Origin of the sequence: Corallococcus sp. BB11-1 (assembly GCF_026626625.1) — a bacterium.
GTDB lineage: Bacteria > Myxococcota > Myxococcia > Myxococcales > Myxococcaceae > Corallococcus > Corallococcus soli.
On the sequence record NZ_JAPNJY010000004.1, the window covers coordinates 216,779 to 239,028 of the forward strand.

The 22,250-nt window shown below is 72.4% G+C and carries 12 protein-coding genes; 2 read left to right on the forward strand and 10 right to left on the reverse strand.

What is annotated here, in order from left to right; genetic code table 11:
- Nucleotides 1–35: 35 nt before the first annotated feature.
- The 4 genes from OV207_RS06420 to OV207_RS06435 all read right to left on the reverse strand — a co-directional run bounded on the left by OV207_RS06420 (nucleotide 36) and on the right by OV207_RS06435 (nucleotide 10,356).
- Entirely contained in the window at nucleotides 36–5,867 is a 5,832-nt protein-coding gene (locus OV207_RS06420) for a response regulator receiver protein (protein ID WP_267553502.1), read from the reverse strand.
- 15 nt (nucleotides 5,868–5,882) lie between these two features.
- Nucleotides 5,883–8,276: a replication restart helicase PriA gene (priA, locus tag OV207_RS06425; protein ID WP_227026766.1), complete on the reverse strand. Its 2,394-nt coding sequence runs from the start codon at nucleotides 8,274–8,276 to the stop codon at nucleotides 5,883–5,885.
- Nucleotides 8,277–8,561: 285 nt separating this feature from the next.
- Nucleotides 8,562–9,149: a hypothetical protein gene (locus OV207_RS06430; protein WP_267553505.1), complete on the reverse strand. Its 588-nt coding sequence runs from the start codon at nucleotides 9,147–9,149 to the stop codon at nucleotides 8,562–8,564.
- Nucleotides 9,150–9,747: 598 nt separating this feature from the next.
- A complete protein-coding gene (locus OV207_RS06435) occupies nucleotides 9,748–10,356 on the reverse strand; it encodes a pyridoxamine 5'-phosphate oxidase family protein (RefSeq protein WP_267553506.1) in 609 nt (202 codons plus the stop codon).
- A 132-nt stretch (nucleotides 10,357–10,488) separates the two neighbouring features.
- On the opposite strand from OV207_RS06435, the gene OV207_RS06440 reads away from it, so the two are divergent.
- Nucleotides 10,489–11,391 carry a LysR family transcriptional regulator gene (locus tag OV207_RS06440; protein ID WP_267553509.1) on the forward strand — a complete coding sequence of 301 codons (903 nt, stop codon included), beginning with the start codon at nucleotides 10,489–10,491 and terminating at the stop codon, nucleotides 11,389–11,391.
- Nucleotides 11,392–11,454: 63 nt separating this feature from the next.
- Here OV207_RS06440 and OV207_RS06445 read toward each other — a convergent pair whose 3' ends face one another.
- The 5 genes from OV207_RS06445 to galU form a co-directional block, all read right to left on the reverse strand.
- Entirely contained in the window at nucleotides 11,455–11,622 is a 168-nt protein-coding gene (locus OV207_RS06445) for a hypothetical protein (RefSeq protein WP_267553511.1), read from the reverse strand.
- 18 nt (nucleotides 11,623–11,640) lie between these two features.
- Nucleotides 11,641–12,561, reverse strand: coding sequence for a universal stress protein (locus OV207_RS06450; RefSeq protein ID WP_267553513.1), 921 nt, complete (start codon nucleotides 12,559–12,561; stop codon nucleotides 11,641–11,643).
- 187 nt (nucleotides 12,562–12,748) lie between these two features.
- On the reverse strand, nucleotides 12,749–13,357 hold the full coding sequence (locus tag OV207_RS06455) for a glutathione S-transferase family protein (RefSeq protein WP_267553515.1): 609 nt from the start codon (nucleotides 13,355–13,357) through the stop codon (nucleotides 12,749–12,751).
- A 102-nt stretch (nucleotides 13,358–13,459) separates the two neighbouring features.
- Entirely contained in the window at nucleotides 13,460–14,215 is a 756-nt protein-coding gene (locus tag OV207_RS06460) for a hypothetical protein (protein WP_193347068.1), read from the reverse strand.
- Nucleotides 14,212–15,114 (reverse strand): UTP--glucose-1-phosphate uridylyltransferase GalU, encoded by a 903-nt coding sequence (galU, locus tag OV207_RS06465; RefSeq protein WP_267553517.1) that lies wholly within the window; start codon nucleotides 15,112–15,114, stop codon nucleotides 14,212–14,214. Before galU ends, OV207_RS06460 begins: the two co-directional genes overlap by 4 nt.
- A gap of 60 nt (nucleotides 15,115–15,174) precedes the next feature.
- Here galU and OV207_RS06470 point away from each other — a divergent pair, with 60 nt between their 5' ends.
- A complete protein-coding gene (locus OV207_RS06470; protein ID WP_267553519.1) occupies nucleotides 15,175–16,038 on the forward strand; it encodes a hypothetical protein in 864 nt (287 codons plus the stop codon).
- A gap of 13 nt (nucleotides 16,039–16,051) precedes the next feature.
- Here OV207_RS06470 and OV207_RS06475 read toward each other — a convergent pair whose 3' ends face one another.
- Entirely contained in the window at nucleotides 16,052–22,195 is a 6,144-nt protein-coding gene (locus tag OV207_RS06475) for a hypothetical protein (protein ID WP_267553521.1), read from the reverse strand.
- Nucleotides 22,196–22,250 lie beyond the last annotated feature (55 nt).

A 22,250-nucleotide genomic window follows, 5' to 3' on the forward strand; every position in this document is an offset into this window, starting at 1 on the left:
ACCGGACCGCGACGGGCAACCGTCCCCACGGGGCTTCAGTCGAGCAGATTACGCGCGTACTCCCCTCGCAGCCGGTCATCCCCCAGCGCCCGGGCGGCCTCCGTCAGCACGGCGCGAATCTGCTGTGCGCGGTGTTGGAGGGCGGGGTCCGGATGACCGGCGAAGCGCAGGGGGTGGAACTCGGCGGCCAGGAGGGCGTAGGCCCGCTTGACCTCCTCGCTTCCGGCCGAGCGCGCGAGCCCCAGCACCGTGAAGTAGTCCGCCTCCTGGATCTCCTCGAACTTGGCCTCCAGGCGGTGCACGTCCAGCTCCGGGGGCAGGTCCCCCATGGCGTCGTCCGACGGCGGGTGCAGCACGATGAGCCCCAGCGTCCGCGCCACCGCGAGCGTCTTGAGCGCGCCGTCCTGGGGCAGCCCCGCGCTCAGGAGCAGCATCTCCAGCGTGCGCTCCCCGTCCACGCCCTGGAGGAGCTGGAGTTCGCGTCCGGTGATTCCGAAGTCCGCAGGGGCGACGTGCGCGTCGCCGCGCGCCACGTGCGCACGCAGCGAGCCCGCCGCGTCCAGCAGGGACTCCGCGGTGAGGGTGTTGCGCAGGCCCTCGGCCAGCAGGTGCAGCGGCGGGCGCGTGGCGGCGGCGAGCGCCACCTCGTGGGGCGCGGGCTCCTGCACCAGCCGGTAGAGCGTGGAGGGCTCCGCGAGCGCGTCCAGGAAGACCTGTTCGGTGTAGCGCTGCACCAGCGGGACGGATTCGGCTTCGCGCACGTAGCCTCTGCCGCGCAGGGCCTCCAGCAACGTGCCCGTGGTGGCGCTGCGCACCAGCCGCAGCTCCGCTTCCTGGCGCGCGTCGATGAGGCCGTCCGCCCGGGCGCGGTCGATGAGGGATTCACCCTGCGCCGAGGACGCGGCGCCCACCAGCGCGCCGTCGCGCAGCCACAGCACGCGCAGCGCGTTCATCACCTTGAGCTCCAGGCGCACTTCCATGCGCGCGTCGCACAGCCGCAGGACGAGGCGCGCGAGCCCCTCCTGGGTGAGGCTGCCGCTGCGCGCCACCGCCATCTCCGGGCGGCCCGGCGATTCGAGCGGCAGCAGCGAGGCCCGGGCCTGCGCCGCGGCCTCCTCCGCGTCCCGCTGCGCGCGGGCTTCCAGTTGTTCGCGCTCGCGGTCGGTCTGGAGGCGCTGCTCGACGGCGTCCGCCTCCAGCTTCACGCGGGCTTCGCGCTCGCGGGTGAGCTCCTCGCGGAGCTGTTCGAGCTGGGCCTGGAGGGTGTCGCGGGCCTGCGTGAGGGCGGCGGCCTCCGACTGGAGGCGGGCCTCCGCGTCCGCGCGCGCCTGGGTTTCGGCGGCGAGGCGGGCCTCCGCGGCGGTGCGGGCCTGGGACTCGGTTTCGATGCGCTCTTCGATGTCCTTGCGCGCCCGGGCCTCGGAGTCGAGGCGGACCTCCAGCACGGTGCGGTGGCGGCCCTCGGCCGTGGCCTTCGCGGTGGACTCGGAGGCCTTCTGTTCGGCCTTCAGGGCCCGGGCCTCCGCGTCCTCGCGGGCCTTCGTCTGCTCCTCGGCGCGGGACTCCGCCTCGGAGCGCAGGCGGTTGGCCTCCTCCAGCGCCTGTTCGGCCTGGGCCGCGTGTGCCCGCGCTTCGGCCTGGGCCCGCGCGAGTTCATCCGCGCGGCTGGTCGCGTCGGTCTGGGCGTGGGTGGACTGCTCGGCGCGAGACTCCGCCTGGGCCAGCGCCTGCGTGAGCTGATCCGTCCGGGCCTGGAGTTCGGCCTGCGCCTTCGTGAGCTGTTCTACGCGGTGTTCGGCTTCGGTCCGCGCCTGCGTGAGCTGCTCCGCGCGAGCTTCCGCTTCGCTCCGTCCCTGTTGGAGCTGATCCGCCCGGCCCTCCGCCTGGGCCAGCGTTTGCGTGAGCTGCTCCGCGCGCGCCTCCGCCTGCGCCTGGGCGTGCGTGAGTTGTTCGAGGCGGGCTTCCGCCTGCGTGAGCTGATCCGTCTGGCTCTTCGTCCCGGCCTGGGTCAGCGCGAGCTGTTCGGTGAGGGCCTCTGCCTGGGCCGTCGCTCGCGCGAGCTGTTCGGCGCTGGCGTCTCGTGCCTGCGCTGCCTCCAGGGCCTGCGCTTCAGCGCGCTTCACTGCGTCTGACAGCTCGCTCACGCGGGCTTCGGCCTGCTTCAGGGCCCGCGTCAGTTGCTCCACCCGTGCTTCCGACTGGAGCAGGGCCTCGGCGGGCTGGGCGGCCTTCGCCTCGGCCCGCTGGCGCGCCTGCTTGAGCTGCTCCATGCGGGCGTTGGCCTGGCCCATGGTCTCGGCGAACTGCGCCTCGTTCCGCTTGCGGACCTCCTCCGACTGCTCTGCTCGGGCGTGGGCCTGCGTCAGGGCTTCCTCGGCCCGCGCGGCCCGCGCTTCCGCATCCGCCAGGGCCTCTCCGGACTTCGCGGTGGTGGCCTCGGTCTGCTTCCGGGACTCCTCGGCCTGCTCCGCCCGGGCTTCGGCGCTGGCCCGGGACTCCTCCGCTTGCGCGGCACGCCCCTCCGCCTGCGCGAGCGTCTGGGCGGACTGCCTCGCCTTCGCTTCGGCCTGCAGCAGCACCTGAGCCAGTTGCTGGGCTCGCGCTTCCACCTGCGCCAGCGTCTGGGCGGACTGCGTCGCCTTCGCTTCGGCCTGCGCCAGCGCCTGCGCGGCCTGCTGCGCCCGGCCCTCCGCCTGCGCCAACGTCTGGGCCGCCTGCTTCCCCTTCGCTTCGGACTGGGCCAGCGATTGGGCCAGTTGGTGTGCTCGCACCTCCACCAGCGACAGCGCCTGCGCGGAGTGCTTCACCTTCGCTTCGGCGGCGACCCGTGCCTTCGACTCGGCGTCAGCCCGGGCTTCGGCATCGGCGCGCCGGGCCTCCAGGTCCGCACGGAGCGCGGCCTCCTTGCCGTCGCGGGTCTCCAGCTCCTCCCGGGCCCGGGCTTCGGTCTCCGCTCGCCGCCGGGACTCCTCGCGGGCCGTGGTTTCGGCTTCGGCGCGAGCCTCCGCCGCGAGGCGAGCCTCGGCTTCCGCGTTGGCGCGGGCTTCCGCCACGATTCGCGCTTCGGCCTCTGCTTCGGCCCGGGCTTCCGCTTCGGTGCGGGCTGCCTGCTCCAGTTCGGCGCGAGCTTCGGCCTCCGCGCGGGCCTGGGTCTCCTGCCGTGCGAGGCGTTCAGCCTCCTCGCGCGCGTGGACCTCCGAGGCCATGCGCTTCTCAAGCTCGGCGAGTTCGAGCCGCGCCATCTCCGCGACGGCCTCGGCTTCGCGGCGCGCACGCTCTTCCGAATCCGCTCGGGACTCGGCGTCCACCCGTCCACCCGCTTCGGACGCGAGCCGGGCCTCCACCTCCGCCAGGGCCTGCGTCGCCGACACGGCCCGGACTTCCGAATCCGCGTGGGCCGCCGAGGCCTGCTTCAGCAGGGACTCGGCGCGTGCACGGGCGTGGACCTCCGCTTCGGCGCGCACCTCCACGGAGCTGCGGGCCTCGACCTCCGCGTCCGCTTCGAGCCGGGCATCCTCGCGCGCTCGCGCTTCGCTCGCGACGCGCTCCTCCAGTTCGATGCGAAGCGTCTGCTCCGCCTCGGCCAGGGACTCCGCGTCCGCCGCGCGGGCCTCCGCCTCCTGGATGAGGGCGTAGGCCTGCGCCAGCTCCTCGCGCAGGGATTCCAGCTCGACTTCCAGTTGCGAGCTGGCCTCGGACTCATCCGCCGAAACAGCGTCCTGCTTCGCGCCCGCATCCTTCTTCGCGCCAGCGTCCTGCGTCAGCGCGGCCTGCGCCTTCGCGCCCGCCTCGGGCCCAGGTCCGGCCTCCGCCTTCGCCTCAACCTCCACGGCCCTGGCGAAAGGCGCGGCAGGTTCCTGGACGCCGGTGCTCGCGGGGCGCGGCCTGTTCGACCAGAGGAGCCCTCCCTGCTTGGAGGTCGATGAACCCGGGACCGTACGACTCGCGTCCCATCCACCTGGGCGCGCTGCTGCGGCGCTCACGCGCGACGCATCGCTCGGCGCGGGTTCCGTGGCCGCACGGTCCGACTTCGCTTCGTCATCCGTGCGCGAGGGAGCATCACCATCACCCGACCCCGTCGCTTCGCGCGTCTCCGTCTTCGCATCCGCGCGTGACGCCGAGGCATCCCGAGACTCCGCCCCCGCGAGCGGACGGGCACCTTCCGCCGACGGCGCCTTCGCGTCGTCATCGACCGTCTCGGAGTCGAACCAGTCCGCGCCCACCGGCTTCACGGGCGCGGCGGTCGCCTCCGGCTTCGCGGCGCCCCGGGTCTCTTCATCGTCGGTCGCCCCACCCTCCTGGTCCCGAGCCTCCGCGGAGGCCTTGAGCTCCGCCTCCAGCACGTCCCAGTTCGACAGGCCCGCTGCCGCCAGCTCCTCCGCGGTCGGTTCCGCCGCCGCGTCGCCGTCGCCCGTGGACAGCCCCGCCGCAGCCAGCTCCTCGTCGGTCGGATCCGCGTCCTCGTCCGTGGACAGCCCCGCGGCTTCCAACTCCTCCCGGGTCGGCTCCGCGTCGTCCGTCCCACCAGCGCCTGCCGCGGCGGCGCGCTCTTCCTTCGCCACGTCGTCCGCGACCGAACCGAAGTCCGTCTCATCGAAGGCCGCCGACGCGGACGCTCCATCCGAAGCCGTGCGGCGCGCTTCCAGCTCGGGATCCGGCGCCAGCTCCGTCCAGGCCAGCGGCTCCGCGCCCTCTCGAACGGGGATCTTCGCCTCGGGCGCCATGCCAGGGACGTCGTCCGAGTCGACGTCGAAGAAGTCCTCGTCCCCCAGCCTCGGCGTGGGCTTCACCGGCCGCAGCCCAGGCGGGGTGAGGCGCTCCTCCCGGAACGCGAGCTTCCCCGAGGGGAGCCCCGCCTCCGCCCCCTGCTCGCGGGACAGCCGCTCCGCGTCCGCGCGCAGCTCCGCGTCGAAATCCTCCGTGACCGCCAGCGGATCCGCCTCCGCCGACTTCGCCCCGGCGCTCGGCACCACCTCGTTCGGGAAGGGGAAGCGCAACGTCGCGCGCTCCTGCGAGGCCCGTCCGTCGGGCACCGGAGGAAACGCCGCCGCCGCGCTCTTCCGGGGCGCGTCCGGATCCGCGTCCCACTCCTGCCCGATGTCCGCGTCCGGATCGCCCTCGCCCCAGGCCTCCCCGGTGTCCGCACCCGACGAGCCGCCCTTCCACGCCGACGCGGAAGAAGACGCCGTGCCCACCGACAGCGCCGAGTCGATGGACGCCATCGCCTCCGCTTCCACCTCCAGGTGCGCCTGCTCCAGCGCGACGTTCATCGCCAGGTGCGTGCTCTGCTCACGCTGCTGGTGGACGACGTGCGCGCTGCGCTCCTCGCGCGTCATCGCCGCCACTTCCCAGTCCGTCTGGTTCAGCGGCGCCAGGTCCCCGAACAGCGCGTTGGCCAGCGCCGGGTCTCCGCCCACCGCGTGCGCCGTCGTCGCGTGCCACGTCTCCTCCGAACCGGGGCCGGTGCCCCGCGCGGGCTCCGCGAGCGTCCGGTTCTCCACCACGCGCCAGCCGTCCGCCTCCGCGGGCGCGCGGATCAACGTGTCCACCAGCGTCACGAAGCCGGGCCCGTCCAGCGGCAGCGGCGCGACCGGGGCGCTGAAGCCGTCAATGGCTTCGCTCAGCAGCAGCACCCGGGCCTTGTGGCCGTCCGGGTGCTGGAGCAACTCCTCCAGCACCACGCGTCCGCGCCCGCTCTCCACCCCGGGGGCGAGCACGATGAGTTCTGGCAGGTGGTGCCCGAAGGCAATGAGTGCGTCCGCGGCGGAGGTGGCGAGGATGACCTCGTGCCCTTCGCGGGACAGCAATCGCCGGACGGCGGCGATGGTGGCGATGTCGTCGTGTACGAGGAGGACCGAGGCGCCCATGGGGGGGCGGACACTCTACATCATGGCCCCGGGATCCACGTCGATGACGACCCTCACCCCGGATGGCACATCCGCCAAGGCCGCCTCCAACCGGGCGAGCAGTGGGGCAAGCGCCGCATGCGTCGGCGCCTTGAGCAGGAGCTGCCAGCGCGTCTTGCCCCGGATTCGGGCGATGGGCGCCAGGGCGGGCCCCAGCAGGCGCACCCCCACGGAGGCCGGCGGCATGTGGCGACCCACCAGGTTCCCCAGGAAGCGCGCCACGCTGGCGGTCTGCTCGGGGTGCTCCCCTTCCAGCCGGACGGCCGCCATGCGCGCGAAGGGCGGGTAGGCCAGCGCCTTGCGCCACTCCAGCTCCTGCCTGGCGAACCCGTCGAAGTCGTGCGCCAGCATCCGCTTCACCGGCTCCGCGTCCGGGTTGTAGGTCTGCACCAGCACACGGCCCGGGTCCTTGCCGCGCCCCGCCCGCCCCGCCACCTGGGTGAGCAGGTGGAAGGTGCGCTCCGAGGCCCGGAAGTCGGGGATGGCCAGCGACGTGTCCGCCATCACCACGCACACCAGCGTCACGCCCGGGAAGTCGTGCCCCTTGGCCACCATCTGCGTGCCCACCAGGACGTCGAGTTCCCGGCGCGCGAACGACGCCAGCAGCTCCGTCAGCCGCTCCGCGCTCGTCGCCGAGTCCCGGTCCAGCCGCGCCACGCGCGCGCCCGGCAGCCTTTCGGAGACCTCCGCCTCCACGCGCTCCGTGCCGATGCCCAGCTTGAGCAGCGGGCCCGTGCACTCGCGGCAGCTGGCAGGCACCGGGAACGCCACGCCGCAGTAGTGGCACACCACCCGGTTCTGGGAGCGGTGGTGCGTCATGCACACGTCGCAGTCGTGGCACTTGAGCGACAGGCCGCACACCTCGCACAGGAGGATGGTGCTGTGGCCCCGGCGGTTGAGGAACAGGATGACCTGTTGCCCCTTGGCCACCGTCTCCTCCATCGCCTGGAGCATCTGCGGGCTCAGGATGGGCGCCTCTTCCGTCACCTGCCCCTCGCGCGGACGCTCCACGCGCAGGTCCACCAGGCTGATGGTGGGCATGGGCCGGTCATCCACGCGGCTCTTCAGCTCCAGCAGCTTGTAGCGCCCCGCGCGCGCGTTCTGGAGCGTCTCCAGCGCGGGCGTGGCCGAGCCCAGCACCACCACGGCGCCGGCCTGCTTGCCGCGCACCACCGCCAGGTCGCGCGCCTGATAGCGCAGCTTCTCGTCCTGCTTGAAGGACGGGTCGTGCTCCTCGTCCACGACGATGAGCCCCAGGTTCTCCACCGGCGCGAACACCGCCGAGCGCACGCCCACGGCGATCTTCACCGTGCCCTTGCGCAGGGCCTGCCAGTGGAACAGCCGCTCCCGGTCCTTCAGCCCCGAGTGCAGCACCGCCACGTCCCCGCCGAAGCGGCTGCGGAAGCGCCCCACGAGCTGCGGCGTCAGGGCGATCTCCGGCACCAGCACCAGGCTGCCCTTGCCCTGCGCCAGCGCGTGCTCCACCGCGCGCAGGTACACCTCCGTCTTGCCGCTGCCGGTGACGCCGTGCAGGAGGTACGGCTGGAAGCCCCCGGCGTCCACCGCGCCCTGGAGCTCGCGCACCGCCGCGTCCTGCTCCGGGGTGAGCCGGTCCGGGCGGCCCTGGATGAGGCCCTCGCGCACGCCGGGCTCCAGCACCACCTCCACCAGCTTCACCATCCCGCGCGCCGCCAGCTTCTTGAGCGTCTCCCGCGCGCCGGGGATGGCGTGCGCCACCTCCTCCAACTGCGCGCGTCCGCCCACCGCCAGCAGGTACTGGAGCGCGGCGGCCTGCGCCGGGGCGCGGTTGAGCTGCGGCGGCACCTCCGTGACGAGCGCCTCCGCGAAGTGCTGCACGTCCGCCTTCGCCGCCTTCTCGTCCACCGCGGTGGAGAGGCCCGGCGGCAGCGCGCCGCGGATGACCTCGCCCAGCGGGTGGCGGTAGTGCTCGGCCGCGAAGCGCAAGAGCGCGATGAGGTCCTTGGGCAGCGACGGCGAGTCCTCCAGCACGCGCTGGATGGGCTTGAGCCGGACGCCGCCTTCCACCGGCGCGTTGGCGGGCCCCAGGTAGAAGCCCAGCGCCATGCCCCGGCCAAAGGGCACGAGCACGCGCTGGCCCGGGGCCAGGCTGCCCGCGAGCGCGTCCGGCACCAGGTAGGTGAACTCCCCGCGCACGGGACGGCCAACGGCGACGGATGCAAGGAGGGCGGGGGTGGCGCTCACGACGGGGCGCACTGTAGCGGCGCGCTCCCGCGACGACAGTTCCCGTCCCACATCCGTACGGCGCGTCCGCAGCGGGATGGAACCGCGAGAGGAACCCTCCCCGTCCGTCCCCGGAACACCGCCCAGCGCGAAGTGCTCTTGCTCCATGTGCCGCCCTCTTGCCGCCAGCTCCCCGACCCCGCCCGTCCTGCACCCGGGATCCACTGTGCCCGGGGCGTCTGACATGCCCCTTGATTTCGTCCGGAAAGCCGGAAGGGGGTGCACGCCCGGTTCGAGGGAGGGTCAGGCTGGGCAGGGAGTGTCTGGAAGGCCGCCGCTTCGGGCGGTCCTGGCAGCCTGTCCCCACCTGCACGCAGGGGGTGCTGATGGATCCGGACGAGGCGAAGCGGGGCCGCGTCATGCGCGCGATGATGACGAGGGTGAAGCTGCACGTCACCGCGCTGAAGCAGGCGGCGCAAGGGCGGTGGCCGTCGCTTCCGTCCAGAAGAACGGGCCTTGCGTCTCCACCTTCAGGTGGCCCTCGTTGATGGCCACGATGAGCCGGCGCAGCAGATCCTGCTGCTGTTGTGGCGTGAGCGACGACATGGACGCGGACAGCTCACGTGCCTGGGCATCCCCCCACTGGCGGGCGTTGAGGGCCCGGTCCACCACCTCGTTGCCGCGGGCCCAGGCCGCCGCGTTCTCCGGGGCGGGAACGGTCGGCTTCTGGGACGCCGGGGCGTCCTCCTGGGGCCCGGCGCTGGAGGCCTGGGCCTGCAACGCGCGGGTCACGGCCTGCTCGAAGCGCGCGTCCAGGTCCGCGGGCAGCGCGGCGGGCGCCGGGATGGGCGCACCCGGCAGTGCCACGGCGAGGCCCTGGCGCTGCGCGAGCAACTGGTCGAGGCGCCCCTCCAGCCGCTCCAGCCGGACCTGGAGATCCTGGGAGCCAATGGAGGCGCGCTGCCCCTGCACGAAGAGGGCAAGCCCCACGCCAAAGAGCATCAGGTTGAGCACGACGAGCGTGCGGCTGAGTGGAATCATGGCGTGGGGATGCCTTCAACCGAGGCCGCTCAGGGCACCTTGGGCTCGAAGGAGGAGCCGGTGCCGACCACGATGTCCGTGCAGTTCCCCGAGACGTCGTAGGTGGCCTGCAGGTACGAGTCCGAATTCAGCGAACGGACCTGCGCGAGCAGGGCGGCATAACGGTATTCACAACGACGGGACTGCTCACCTTGGTGCCGGCGAAGCTGACGGTGGAAAGACCCATCGCAACGCACAGACCCAACATCATCCCTGTCTTCTTCATGCGGACTCCCCCCAATGACTGACTGCCTCCGGTCGCGCGAATCGCGTCCGGAAGCCCGCATGACATATCTTTGCTTTTGGATACTCTACCTCTGTCATTGTGTTCGGGAGTGCGGTCAAGTGGTGGCATGGGAGACACGCGGCTTGGACATACGCTCCAGCTGCACGACTCCTTCAAAGAGTGGCACGCCAGCGTTTGTTGCGTGTAGACGCGGTACGCGCCCGTCTCGCGGTCCAGCAACAGGCAGGTGCACTGGCGGGCCCCTTGACAGGCCATGGGCGCGGGGACGAGCAGGACCGGGAGAAGCCGTGCTGCTGGCTTCACATCACTGCGCTAGAGCGTCGCCTTGAGGTCGCGGTTCTCGGCTTCCAGCTCCGCGATGCGCTTCTCCAGCCGCTGAAGCGCCTGGGCCACCTCGGAGGCATCAAGCTTCTGGGGAATGTGCTTCGGGCAGTTCACGTCCCAGGCGCTCACCGTGATGAGGATGATCTGCTCGGGGCGCGCCCGGGGCTCCGTGGGGGTGAACCGGGACAGCAGTGCGTCCGTCGCGGGGACGACGCGCGCCGCGCCCCAAACCTTGACGCGGCGCTGGTGCGCGTAGTCGATGAGGAACAGACATACCCGATCATTCTCCGACAGGTTGCCCGTCGAGACGAACTGGCGGTTGCCCACGAAATCGACGAACCCGAGCGTGTGCTCGTCGAGCGCCTGGATGAAGCCTCGGAGGCCCCCTCGATGCTGGACGTAGGGCTGTCCCTCCGCGCTCGCGGTCGCCAGGAACCCCGTGTCCACCTGCGCCAGGAACGCGCGCAGGCTCTCCGTCACCTCGGTCTCGAAGCCCCCGGCGCGCTCCATCCGGGCATACGCCGCCCTGGAGCCGCGCTCGCCCTGCACCTGCTTCACCGCCGGGGAGAAGGCCACATCACTTGAGCTGGGTTTCATTGACACGAACCTCCAGGCGTCCTGCCGGTGGGGTGGCGGTCGCCAGCACCGTGACCGTGAACCCAAGGTACGGACCTCCCGTTCCGTCAACAATGGCGCATCCGTGGTAACAGTATTCCAGGAGGTGGAACAATGGATCGAGTCGGGGAGTGGCGCCTCTTCGTGTCCGTCGCGAGCCTGGGGAGCTTCATCGAGGCCGCGCACGCCCACTCACGTTCCCCGCAGAGCGTCACCCGCGCCGTCGCCGCGCTGGAGAAGCGGCTGGGCACGCGCCTGCTGAACCGGACCACCCGGTCCGTCTCGCTCACGGGGGAAGGCGAGCGCTACCTTGAGCGCAGCCGCCGGGCGCTGGCGGAGTTCGACCTCCTGGAAGCGCCTTCGGACGCCCGTGCGGAGTTGCACGGCACGCTGTCCGTGACGGCGTCGGTGCTGTTCGGCCAGCTTCACCTCGTGCCCGTGGTGGCGGAGTTCCTGGAGGCCCACCCCCAACTGGACCTGCGACTCACCCTGCTTGATCGCGTGGTGTCACTGGCGGAGGAGGGCATCGACCTGGGCGTGCGCATCGGCGCGCTCTCCGACTCGGCACTGCGGGCCCGCGGGGTCGGCCACGTGCGATCCATCCTCTGCGCGAGTCCGGCGTACCTGAAGCGCGCGGGCGTGCCGAAGGACCCGGAGGCGCTGGCCCGCCACGCCTGCATCGCGTTCACGACCACGACCCCCATCGCGGATCGCTGGTCCTTCCCGAGCGGCGGGAGGCGGGAGCGAGGCGTCGTCGTGCGTCCACGGCTGATCGTCAACACGGCCCAGGCGGCCATCGAAGCCGCGCTGGCCGGCGTGGGGCTCGTGCGGGTCCTGTCCTACCAGGTGGACTCGCTGCTCGCGGACAAGCGGCTGCGCGTGGTGCTTGAGCCGTTCGAGCCACAGCCCGTCCCGGTGCACCTGGTCCACCTGCCGGGCCCCCAGCGTCGGGCAGCGGCGGCCTTCCTGGAGTTCGCGGCCGAGCGACTGCGCAAGCGCATCCACTCGCGAGCATGACGCCCCCACGCCCGCGCTGGATGCCTCCAGGGGCCTGGGGGCTGCGCGTGAAGCCGTGGCGCGTCAGCCTGACGCCGTGATGCCGGGTCGTGCCTTCTGTTCGGTGACGCAGACGCGGGATGCGACGCCGGATACCGCGACGGACTGCCTCGGGGGCGAAGCCACCGTCGCGCCGATGAAGGCCGTGACCCGCGCGGACATGAGGTGGAAGAAGAGGCTGCCTTCAGGCATGGCCGCGGCCTCCCTGCCTCATGGCGGTCCGCCATTTTCCGTGACGGGGGGCCGGACCACGAGGATGTCGCAGCCGGCTTCGCGAACCACGTCCGCCGCCACGCTCCCCAGCAGGACGCGCGACAAGCCGGAGCGGGCCTGGGTGCCGAGCGCGAGCAGGTCCGCCCGGCACCGGCTCGCTTCCTTCAGGATGGTGGAGTACGGGCTGCCGTGCTTGAGGACCTGACGGTAGCGCAGGCCCATGGCGTCCAGGTGCCGGTGAAGCGGACGCAGCTTGCGCAGCGCGGTCTCCTTGAACCGTGCCCGATACCGCGCGCGCTCATCGAGCGTCAGTCCGGAGAGGAACATGTATTCCAGCGGCGACTCGTACGCGTGGATGAGCCGCAGCGAGGTGCGCGGCTCCAGCAGGGCGGCCACGAAACTCGCGGCGTGCAACGACGTCTCCTCGGCATCCACGGCCACCAGGGGACGGCGGTACCTGTCCTCCACGAGCCCGTGGACCACGAGCACCGGAGACAGGCCGTAGCGGATGACGTGCTCGGCGGTGGAGCCCAGGAACAGGTCCCGGAGGGGTCGGCGGCCATGCCGGCCCAGCACGACCAGGTCCGCGCCCATGGACTGGGCCTGGCTCACGAGCGTGGGGGCCGGCTTCCCGAACACGAGCCGCGCCTCGACGGAGGCGCTGGAGCCGGCGGCGTGAAGCGAGGCGTGGAGTTCGTGCGCGACGACCGCCAGTATCCTGCCGGCCCGCTCCCGGGCCTGCTCCACGAACTCCCTGGGCGCCCGTCCCGGAAGCGAGTGCAGCAGGACGACGGCGGCCCCCGGGGCGAGCGGCAGGCGGGCGGTCCGCTCCACGGCGCGCGCCGCGGCAGGCGAAAAGTCGGTGGCAACGAGCACCGTCCGGAGGAGCGACGGGGGCGGCCTTCGCGTGAGGGTCATCCCGTAGGATAGGCCACCGCTGTCCGAACGGCGCCAGGTCGCGTGCCCATCTCCGGGGGGCCTGACGGCCGCTTGTCAGCGCGACCCTCCGGAAGGCAGCAGGGCCCCTTCCACCGCCTGGAGGCGCGCGGAAGAGGCCCTGACGCTGCATTCGGACGACGCGGAGGAAGGGGCCTGCGTGGACGGATTAGCGGCCGGTGGCCTTCTTGAACGAGGGCCGGCTGGACACGCGGTCCCACCAGGCCATCACGTTCTTGTGCTCGGCGAGGGCGGGCTGCTCACCCATGGCGAGGAGGTAGTCCACGTACGGGGCCCAGGTGACCTCCGCGAGCGTGAAGTCGTTGCCCGCGAGGAAGGGCTGCTTCGCCAGCACCGCGTCGATGACCTCCAGCGGCTTCTTCATGCCCTCGCGGCCCTTGGCGACGTTGGCCTCGTCGTTGGTGCCCCGGAAGCGCTCCATGACGATCTTCATCGCGGGGCCGGAGAAGTAGGACTGCTCCACGCCCATGAACTGCTCCATGAGCGCGTAGGCCTTGGCGTCCGTCGGGGTCAGCGACGTGCCCGGCAGGGTGCGGTCCAGGTAGCGGATGATGGCGCGCGACTCGTACATCATGAAGCCGTCGTCCGTCTCCAGCGCGGGCACCACGCCGAAGGGCTGACGCGCGAGGTGCGCGGGCGTCTTCTGCTCGCCCTTCGTGAGGTCGATGTTGATGAACTCGACCTCCCGGTTCTTCTCCGCCAGGACCATCATGACCTTGCGGCTACACGTGCTCATCGGGTTGCCGTAGACCTTCATGTGAATCGCCTCCGCGCAGGGGCCGGGTTCATCCCGGCCCTGGAATGGGCGGGACTCTCACCGCGAGCCCCGCCCTCCGCAAGCGATTCAGCAGGTGACGCGCTACGGCGTGAAGAGCTTGTCCGACACGGCGGAGCGGTTGTCGGCCTTCAGCGCCGTGAAGCGCACCACGCGCTGGCCGGCCCGCCACACCTCCACCGTGCGGGGCATCCAGTCGCCGGTGGCCGGCGCCGTGTAGTCCACGAAGCGCACGTCCCAGGCGGTGCCGGCGGAGTCGGTGTAGCGCACGCGCGCGGGACGGAAGGCGTCCTTGTAGACCCAGAACTGGGGCTTGCCCTCCGTGGGGTCGCCCAGCACGTACGTCACCTCACCGCCGAAGCGCGCCAGCGAGGTCCGCTTCGTGTCCACGCCCAGGCCCTGGAGATAGGCCTCCATCGCGAGCTTGGTGTCCTGCACGCTGCCCGCGTCCTGCGCGAGGATGGCGCACACCTGCGCGACGAGCACGGAGACGGCGGGCAGCTCCTTGCCCTCCACGCGCTTGCGGCCAGAGACCTGCACCGTGGAGACCTTGTTGCTGCTCTCGGGCGTGCTGGCGTCGAAGCGGCAGCGGCCCGGGATCTTCACCGACAGCACGCCGTCGCCCTGGAGGTCCGGGCGTTCGGTGGGGACGTTGAGGGCGGCCCCCGCCTCCGCCACGGCGGTGGAGGAGAAGATGACGGAGCCTTCCACGCGGAAGGCCGACAGGCGCTTCTCCTCACGCGCGGCGGACATGCGCCGCAGGATGGAGCCGCCGGGCAGCACATACGCGCCGGCGGTGAGGGAGGCGAGGACCACGGACACTGCGATGAGACGCTTCACGGCTTCTCCGTCTTGACGACCTCGCGCATGTACTCCAGGAGTCCTCCGCGCAGGTCGGGGCGCTTGAGCGCATAGGCGATGTTCGCCTTCAGGTAACCCAGCTTGTCACCGGCGTCGTAGCGCTGGCCCTGGAACTTGTAGCCCAGCAGACCTTCGGTCCTCTGGAGGGTGGCCAGGCCGTCGGTGAGCTGGATCTCCCCGCCCACGCCGGTGGTCTGCGTCTCCAGGATGGGGAAGATGGACGGCGGCAGCACGTAGCGGCCAATCACGGCCAGGTTCGACGGCGCGGTGCCCTTCTTGGGCTTCTCCACGATGTGGTCGATCTGGATGACGCCGTTGCCCAGGTCCTTGCCCGCGGCGATGCCGTACATGTGCGTCTCGCTGTCGGGCACCTCCATGAGCGCGATGACGGCCTTCTGGTGCTGCTGGTAGACGCGCGCGAGCTGCCCGATGCCGGGATCCTCGGAGTCGATCATGTCGTCGCCCAGCAGGACGCCGAAGGGCTCGTTGCCGATGACGCTCTTGGCGCACAGCACCGCGTGGCCCAGGCCCAGCGGCTCCTTCTGACGGACGCTGACGATGCGCACGAGGTTCGCGATGGCGCGCAGCTTGTCGGCCTCCGCCGTCTTGCCGCGCGCGCGCATCGTGGTCTCCAACTCGAAGCCGATGTCGAAGTGGTCCTCGATGGCGGACTTGCCCCGGCCGTTGATGACGACGACGTCCTCGATGCCGGCGGCGACGGCCTCCTCCACGATGTACTGGAGGGTGGGCGTGTCGACGATGGGCAGCATCTCCTTGGGCACGGCCTTGGTGGCCGGAAGGAAACGGGTGCCCAGGCCAGCGGCGGGGATGACGCACTTGCGGATGAGCTTCGCGGCCTTCGTGTCGGGAGAGGACATGGGGCGGGGAATCTATTGGTGGCCCAGAACCCCAGCAAGCCGGATAGATTCCCCACCGCCATGCCGCTCCGTGCCATCGTCGCCGCCCTGATTTTGACGCTGCCCCTGGTCCCCGCCGTCGTCCGGGCCGCTGAACCGGCGGAGGAGCTGCGCAACCTGGCCAACGCCCGGGCCCTGGGCATGGGCAGCGCCTTCCGGGCCGTGGGACTGGGTGCGGATGCACTCCAGGGCAACCCGGCCGCCATGGCGCTGTTCCCGGCCTACCGCATCGAAGGGACGGGGGCGTACGACCCGCGCAACAAGGAGGGCTTCCTGGGCATCAGCCTGGCGGACTCCAGCAGCGGACGGCTGGCGCTGGGGGTGGACTACCACTGGCTGAGCCTGGGGCGTGGGGGCAGCCGGACGTCGGCGAACCTGAGCTCGCTGGGCGGCGCGATTCCGCTGAGCCAGTCGCTGCTCATCGGCCTGTCGGGGAAGTACCTGCGGCTCAATGGCCAGTCGCGCTTCGCCAACTCCATCACGCTGGACGCGGGCCTGCTGGTGCGGCTGGGCGAACAGGTGACGGTGGGCGTGTCGGGGCACAACCTCATCGACACGCAGAACGTGGAGCTGACGCGCTACTACTCCGGGCACCTGGGCTACGTGGGTCAGGCGCTGGTGCTGGCGGCGGACGTGCGCGCGGACTTCGAGACGCGCGATTCGACGGTGCTCACGTACAACGCCGGCGCGGAGTACATCCTCAACCAGGTGCTGCCGGTGCGCGTGGGCTACACGTACGACGGCTTCCAGGAGATTTCGCGGGTGACGGCGGGCCTGGGCTTCATGTCGCCCGGTGGCGGCGGCGTGGACCTGGCGTACCAGCACGACCTGGGCGGGGTGAACGGGCGCCTGCTGGTGCTCACCCTGCGCGTGTCGGTGAACTGAAGCGCGGCGCGCCTCAGCGTCCGGCGCGGCCCGCTTCGGTGGGGGCGCGCAGGGCGAGGTAGCGCTCGGAGGCGGCGAAGCGGACCAGCTCCTCCAGCTCCGAGTCATGGGGCCTGCGGGCCCTCAGCGCGATGAGCGCGGGGCCGGGGCCTCCGCAGGCGACGAGGCCCGCGCGGTTGGCGGAGTCCCTCGCGGCGGCGGACAGCAGGCTCGCGTCGAAGTCGCGGGTGCCGGGCTCCATCAGGGCGGAGGCGCGCTCCAGGGCCTTGGGGGACAGCGCTTCGCGCACCACGCGGGCATCGTCGCCAGCGCCCCGGGGGTCCTTGAGCACGGAGGACAGGAGCGCGAGCGCGCGCAGCAGGTGGTCCTTGCGCAGGGCGCGCAGGGCGAGCAGGTCCGGCGACATGGAGAACAGGGCGCGTCCGGCGTGGAAGCGCAGCTCCGCGACGGACGGGGGCTGCTGGACGAGCTGCCGGCCCACGACGAGGCGCGGGACGGTGATGTGCACCGGGGTGATGTTCGCGGTGTCGTCGTCTCCCGCGATGAGCTCCGGCAGGGGCACGCCGAGCAGCCGCGCGACGGTGTGCAGCGCGTCCAGGATGGCGGGGGCACCGGGGCCGGCGGTGGCGCGCAGGGGCTCCGAGGTGCTGGCGATGCGCGCCGGGGACGGGAACAGGCGGCACAGCGCGATGCCCACGCAGGCGAGCAGCTCACCGGCCGGGGTGCGCAGGCCCGGGTGGCGCAGGCCCGCACGCTCCTGGCTGGTGAGCGGGCCGCGCTGGACGCGGGGGGCGGAGACGTCGCGGCCTTCGAGCGCGTCCGCCAGCTCGCGCATCAGCGCGGCGCGGGTGACGTCCTTGCGCTGGTCGAAGTGTTCGACGAGGCCCCGGTAGGGCTTCGGGTCGAGCGGACGCTCGCGCACGAGCTTGAAGACGATGGGTTCGGCGGAGGTGGCTTCGGCGGGGGGCGCGGCGTCCGGGACGAGCGGCGTCTCCCGCGTCTCCGCGCCGCCGACGGTGGTGCGTGACGGGCCGGTGGCGCGCACCGGGGCCGGGCCGGACATGGTGCCTTCGGGGCGGCCCGCGCGGTGGATGCGGCGCACGGGGTCCATGCGGCCCGGCGGCGCTTCCCACGCGATGACGCTCGTGGCCTCCACGGGCCCGCCGCCAAGCTCCTCCGAGTCCTCATCCTCGTCCGGAATCTGGTCCAGCGTGGGCCCGGTGGGCGGAGCATCGAAGACACCGCGCGGGCGGGCGGGCGGAGGGACGGGGCGGGAGGAAGCCGCTGGCGCACGGGGCGAGGAGGGAGGCTCCACGCCGCTGGCGGACAGCGGAGCCCGGGCGGAGGCGGCCGGGGGCTCCACGCCGCTGGCGGACAGCGGGGCCCGGGGGGCGTGACCGGCCCGGGGAGCGCGCTCCGGGCGGGCGGAGGGGGCGGCTTCGCGAACCTGGGTGCCTCCGGGACTGGCGGCGTCGGCGCCCGAGCCGCGAGGAGGCCGGGCGTTGGTCGCGCCTTCAGGGGCCGCGCTCCGGGCCTGCGCGGAGGGGGCGGACGCTTCGGCGGGGGCGCTTCGGGGGGGCACGGGTGAAGGGGCGGCGGTGGCGTCCTCCTCCTCGTCGTCCCAGGGATGCGAGGCAGCCGGGGCCGGAGGTGGCCGGGCGCTGTCGGCGCGGGGGGACGAGGACGCACGGGCCTTGGGCGGCGGCTCGCGCGAGGCGGCCGGGGTCGCGGGTGCGGCCTTGCGCGAAATGGAGGAAGGCGTTGGGGGCGCGACCAACGCTGGCGAGGGCACGGGCTCGGATGCGATGGGCGCACCGAAGGCCGTCGTCCGCTCCCGGGGCGGGGGGGCGGGGGCGCGCGGATTGCGACCCGTGGCGGCAACCTCTTCGGGAGCGGCCTCCCGCTTCGGCGCGACGGCATCCGACGTGCTTCCGCGCGCGGGCTTCGCGGAGGAGGCACGCGCCGTGGTGCTCGGTCCCGGTGCGGCATCCGCGAGCGACGGAGGGCCTTCAGGCGGAGCCTTCACGGAGGCGGACTTGCGCGCTCCTGGCTCGGCGTCCTTGACCGATGCATGACTCCCCGAGGGCGCCTTCACGGAGGCAGCCCTGCGGGGGGACTCGATGTCTGGGGAAGTGCTCGCGACCGGGGCGTGACTTCCCGACGGGGCCTTCACGGCCACTGCCGCGCGGGATGCCTCCTCGGCCTCGGGGGATCCTCGTCCCGACTTCAGGGAGGACGGCTTCGCGGCCGTGGATGCCCGAGCCCCACCGTCCTTCGCCTGCTGGACCGGGGGCTTCTCGGACGTGGCCGGTGAGGGCTCCCCGACGGCTCCCAGCGACCCGAGGTCCGTGTTGGCCGTCACCTCGTCGGACAGGTCCTTGTTCCTGACGGGGACGCGTCCCGTGGGAACCGGAGGCGACACGAGCACGGAGGGCGGTGCCACCCCGGGCGCGGGCGCGGGCGCGGTGCGCGGAGGCTCGGGCGGACGGACGCGCGCTTCGCGGGACTTGCGCAGGCTCTCGGCGCGGCGCGCGTAGGTGCGGGCCCGCTCCGTGTTGTGCAGCACCTCGCGGCAGAAGAGCGCGAGCCGCTCCCACATGCGCTGGCGCTCCTCGTCGTCCTCCGTCGCGGTGGCCGCGTTCTCCATCGCCCAGGCGGCTTCGCCCATCTGCTCGCGTTCGGTGCAGCGGTCCGCGAGCAACAGCCACGCTTCCTTGTGCCCCGGCTCGAAGCGCACCGCCTGGCGAAGCTCCGCCAGCGCCGCGCCCGCGTCGCCCATGGCCTCCAGCGTGGCCACGCGCTCCAGGTGTGCCTTGCGAGCCTCGGGCCCCCGGGGTTCGCGGGCGAGCTGCGCGTGCAGGAGCTGGCTGAGCGCGGGCAGGTCTCCCAACCGGCGCGCGAGCGCCAACAGGTGCTCCCGGGGCTGGTCGCTGTCCGGACTCTCCGCGAGCACTTCGGCCCAGGCCCACTGCGCGACGCGCAGATCGCCGAGCGACTCCTCCGCCGTCTGCGCGAGCACCCGCAGCGCATCCAGGCGATCCGGAGCGCGGCGCGGCGCGGCGGCACAGGCGGCGCGCAGTCGCTCGGCGTGGGCGGGGCGCTCCTCGTCGGAGACACAGCGCACGAGCCCCGCGAGCACCGGCAGCAGGCCCGGCACGAGCGCCTCCGCCGCCTCCAGGTCCTCGCGCGCCTTCGCGGGAGCTCCCATGTTCAACTGCCGCTCTCCCCGCGTGAGCAGGGCGATGGCCCGGGCGCGGGACGTCCTCGCCCGCTTGATCGCGTCGTCGAGCGCACGGCGCACGAGCGACGCGTCCTCGCGAAGGGACAGCAGCCGCACCTGTTCGCGCAAGGCGGTGCGCTCGCCGGTCAGCTCGACGATCTCCCGGTACATGCGCGCCGCGCCCGCGGAGTCCTGGAGTTCGTTCTCCATCACCTCCGCGAGCCGCGTCAGGGCTTCGGCGCGCGCGGGAGCGTCCTTCGCGCGGTCGGCACGCTTGAGGTAGAGCTGGGCCAGCTCGCGCCACGCACGGCGCGCGATGAGCTGGGACTCCTCGCGCTGTGAGCGGGCCAGCTCCGCGCCGTCCTCCTGCGAGGGCACGGAGGAAGCCGCGTCGCTCCCCTTCCCGGAAGGCGTCACCGAGGGGAACCGGCCGGAGTCGCGCGTCGTGGAGGGCGTGGCCCGCGAGGCAGCCGCCTCCGGAGGCAGGACCATCTCCGAGGTCGACTCCTCCTCGGCGAAAGCGGGGTTCGCGGCGGCGGGCACCAACACGGTGGTCCGTCGATGCGAAGAGGCTGGCGGCGGCGCGTGCGACTTCTCGTCACGCGCCTGGGCTGACGAAACGTCCTTCGCCGCGTCACCCGGTGCCGGAGGAATGATCTCCGAGGTCGGCTCCTCCTCGTCGAACGACATCGCCGGGGCGCCGGCCACCAGCACCGCGCTCAGCGGACGTGGCTCCGACCTGGACGTGTCCGCAGCGGTCGTCTTCGGGGGCGCACCGGCCACGACCGGTTCGGGCGGACTCGGAGGGCTCATCTCCGATGTTGACTCGTCCGCGTCGAAGGCAGTCGAGGGAGCGCCCGGAACCAGCACTGCGTCGAGCACCCGCGCAGCCTTGCGCTCACCCGAGGAGTCCTTGTCGGTGGTCGTCTTCTGGGCGGACGGCTTTCCTTCCGAGTCCTTCGATGACGTGGGTTCGGAGGGCGTCGCAGTCGGCCTGGCTGCGTCCTCGTGCATCGGACGCGGCTCCATCGAAGGCGCATCCGGTTCCTTCGGATGCCCCGCCACCGTCCGTGGCGTTTCGACTGGAGCCGGTACGTCGGGCACCACCTTCGACAGTTCGGCAGGGCCCTGCGTGACGCCGGGCGACGATGTGCTCTGGGTCGCGGAGGCATCGAGCACCTGCGCCGGGTCGATTGGCGAAGCGGTGCTCGACGTCGCGGACTTCTCATCAAGTGCGCCTGCCGCATCGACTGGCGAAGAGGTGCTCGACGCCGCGGACTTCTCGTCAACGACGATTGCCACATCGACTGGCGGAGAGGTGCTCGCCCCGGTGGACCGCACATCCATCGTCGGCGTCACATCGACTGCCGCCGACGGGCTTGATGCGTCGACCGGCTGAACCCCATCCACCAGGGACACCGTGCCGGCTCCAGCAGGTCTTTCATCAAGCGCCTGCGCGGAATCGACTGGCGAAGGCGCGCTGGATGCGTCGACTGCCCCATCCACCAGGGACGGCGTGCTCGACATTGTAGCCAGCTCGCCAGCCGCTGGCTCCTCATCCACACGCGATGAAGCAGCAACTCCTGCATCGGACGCCTGCGCAACATCCACTCGCTGCGACACGTCCAACGTCGTGGGCTTCGCGTCGGACGCGTGCTGGGAGCCTTCCACCGCGAGCGGGACATCCGCCTGCACCTGCGATGACTCCACGCCATCGGATGCCGTTCGCGCGCTTGCCCCAGGCACATCCGGCGACACCGCCGCGCCTTCAATGATGGAACGAAGCGACTCCGCCGCAGGCCCTGCTCCAGCCTCCGTCGCGGCGCCGTCTTCGGTCCCCGCACGCGAAGCATCCGACGTCGGCCCGGCTTCCAGCTCCGCGTTCGCGGCGAGGACCGGCGACGAAACCGCCAGCGCCACATCTCCCTCTCGGGGCTCCAGCGACGCTTCAGCCTGCGCCGCCTCCGACAGCTCCGAAGCAGGCTTCATGCCTTCGGGAACATCCACCGCGCCACCAGCCCGGCCTCCGAGCACGGGCCTGAGGGTGTCTCCCATCACGAACGGAAGATCCGTCGAACGGAACGACATCGCCTCGTCCGCACCCTCGGGCTCCAAAGCCTCCTCCGGCTCCGAAGCCTCCGCCTCCCCAGGCGCGGCCCCCGAACCACCGCCCCCGGGATGGCCCCCAGGCGAAGACACCCGCACCGGATCGGGCGTCCTGCCGGCATCGCCCACCCCGGCAGGCTGACTCTTGGGCGCGGTCGCCGGCATCCGAGCTTCAGACGACGGCGTCACCACGCGGGCCTTGCCCGGGCCCTCGTCCTCCCAGGGGAACTCCGGTCCTCGCGCCGGTGCCCGCCCCAGACCTGCCCACTCGCCCAGGGGCACCTGCACCGTGTCCGCTCGCGCGGCCCTCACCGAGGCGCCCTGCGGTGCAACGGAAGCCGTGGGCATCTCCACCACGGTGTTCCCACGCTCTGGATCCGACAGCGCCAGCGCGGACACCTCCACGGTCTTCGTCCGGGACTCTTCGTCCTCCTCGGCCGTCCGCCGCGCCGTCGCGGCCTTCGCCTGCCGCTCGCGCAGCACGTCCAGCACGAACCGGGCCCGGGCGTCGTCGGGCGCATCCATCAGCAGCCCGTTGAGCACGGCCGCGGCGCGGGCCTCCTGCCCCGTGCGGCGCAGCACCCTCGACAACTGGCGGCGCACCTCGCGGCGCACCACGCCCCGCTCGGCCACCATCGCCGCGTCCAGCAGGGTGATGACGGCGCGCTCGGCGCCCGCCTTCAGCGCGCACCGCACCAGCACGGCCGCCAACCTGGGCGTCATCGGCAGCGAACGGCTGGCGGCGGCCAGCCCGGAGTACGCCCGGGCCGCCTGCCCCTCACGGAGCAGCCGGACGGCTTCCTGGCAGACCGGGCCCACCGCGCCGTGCACGTCCTCTCCTCGCGGGACCCGTCCCGGTCCACGAGGAGAAGGATCCGGCGTCCCA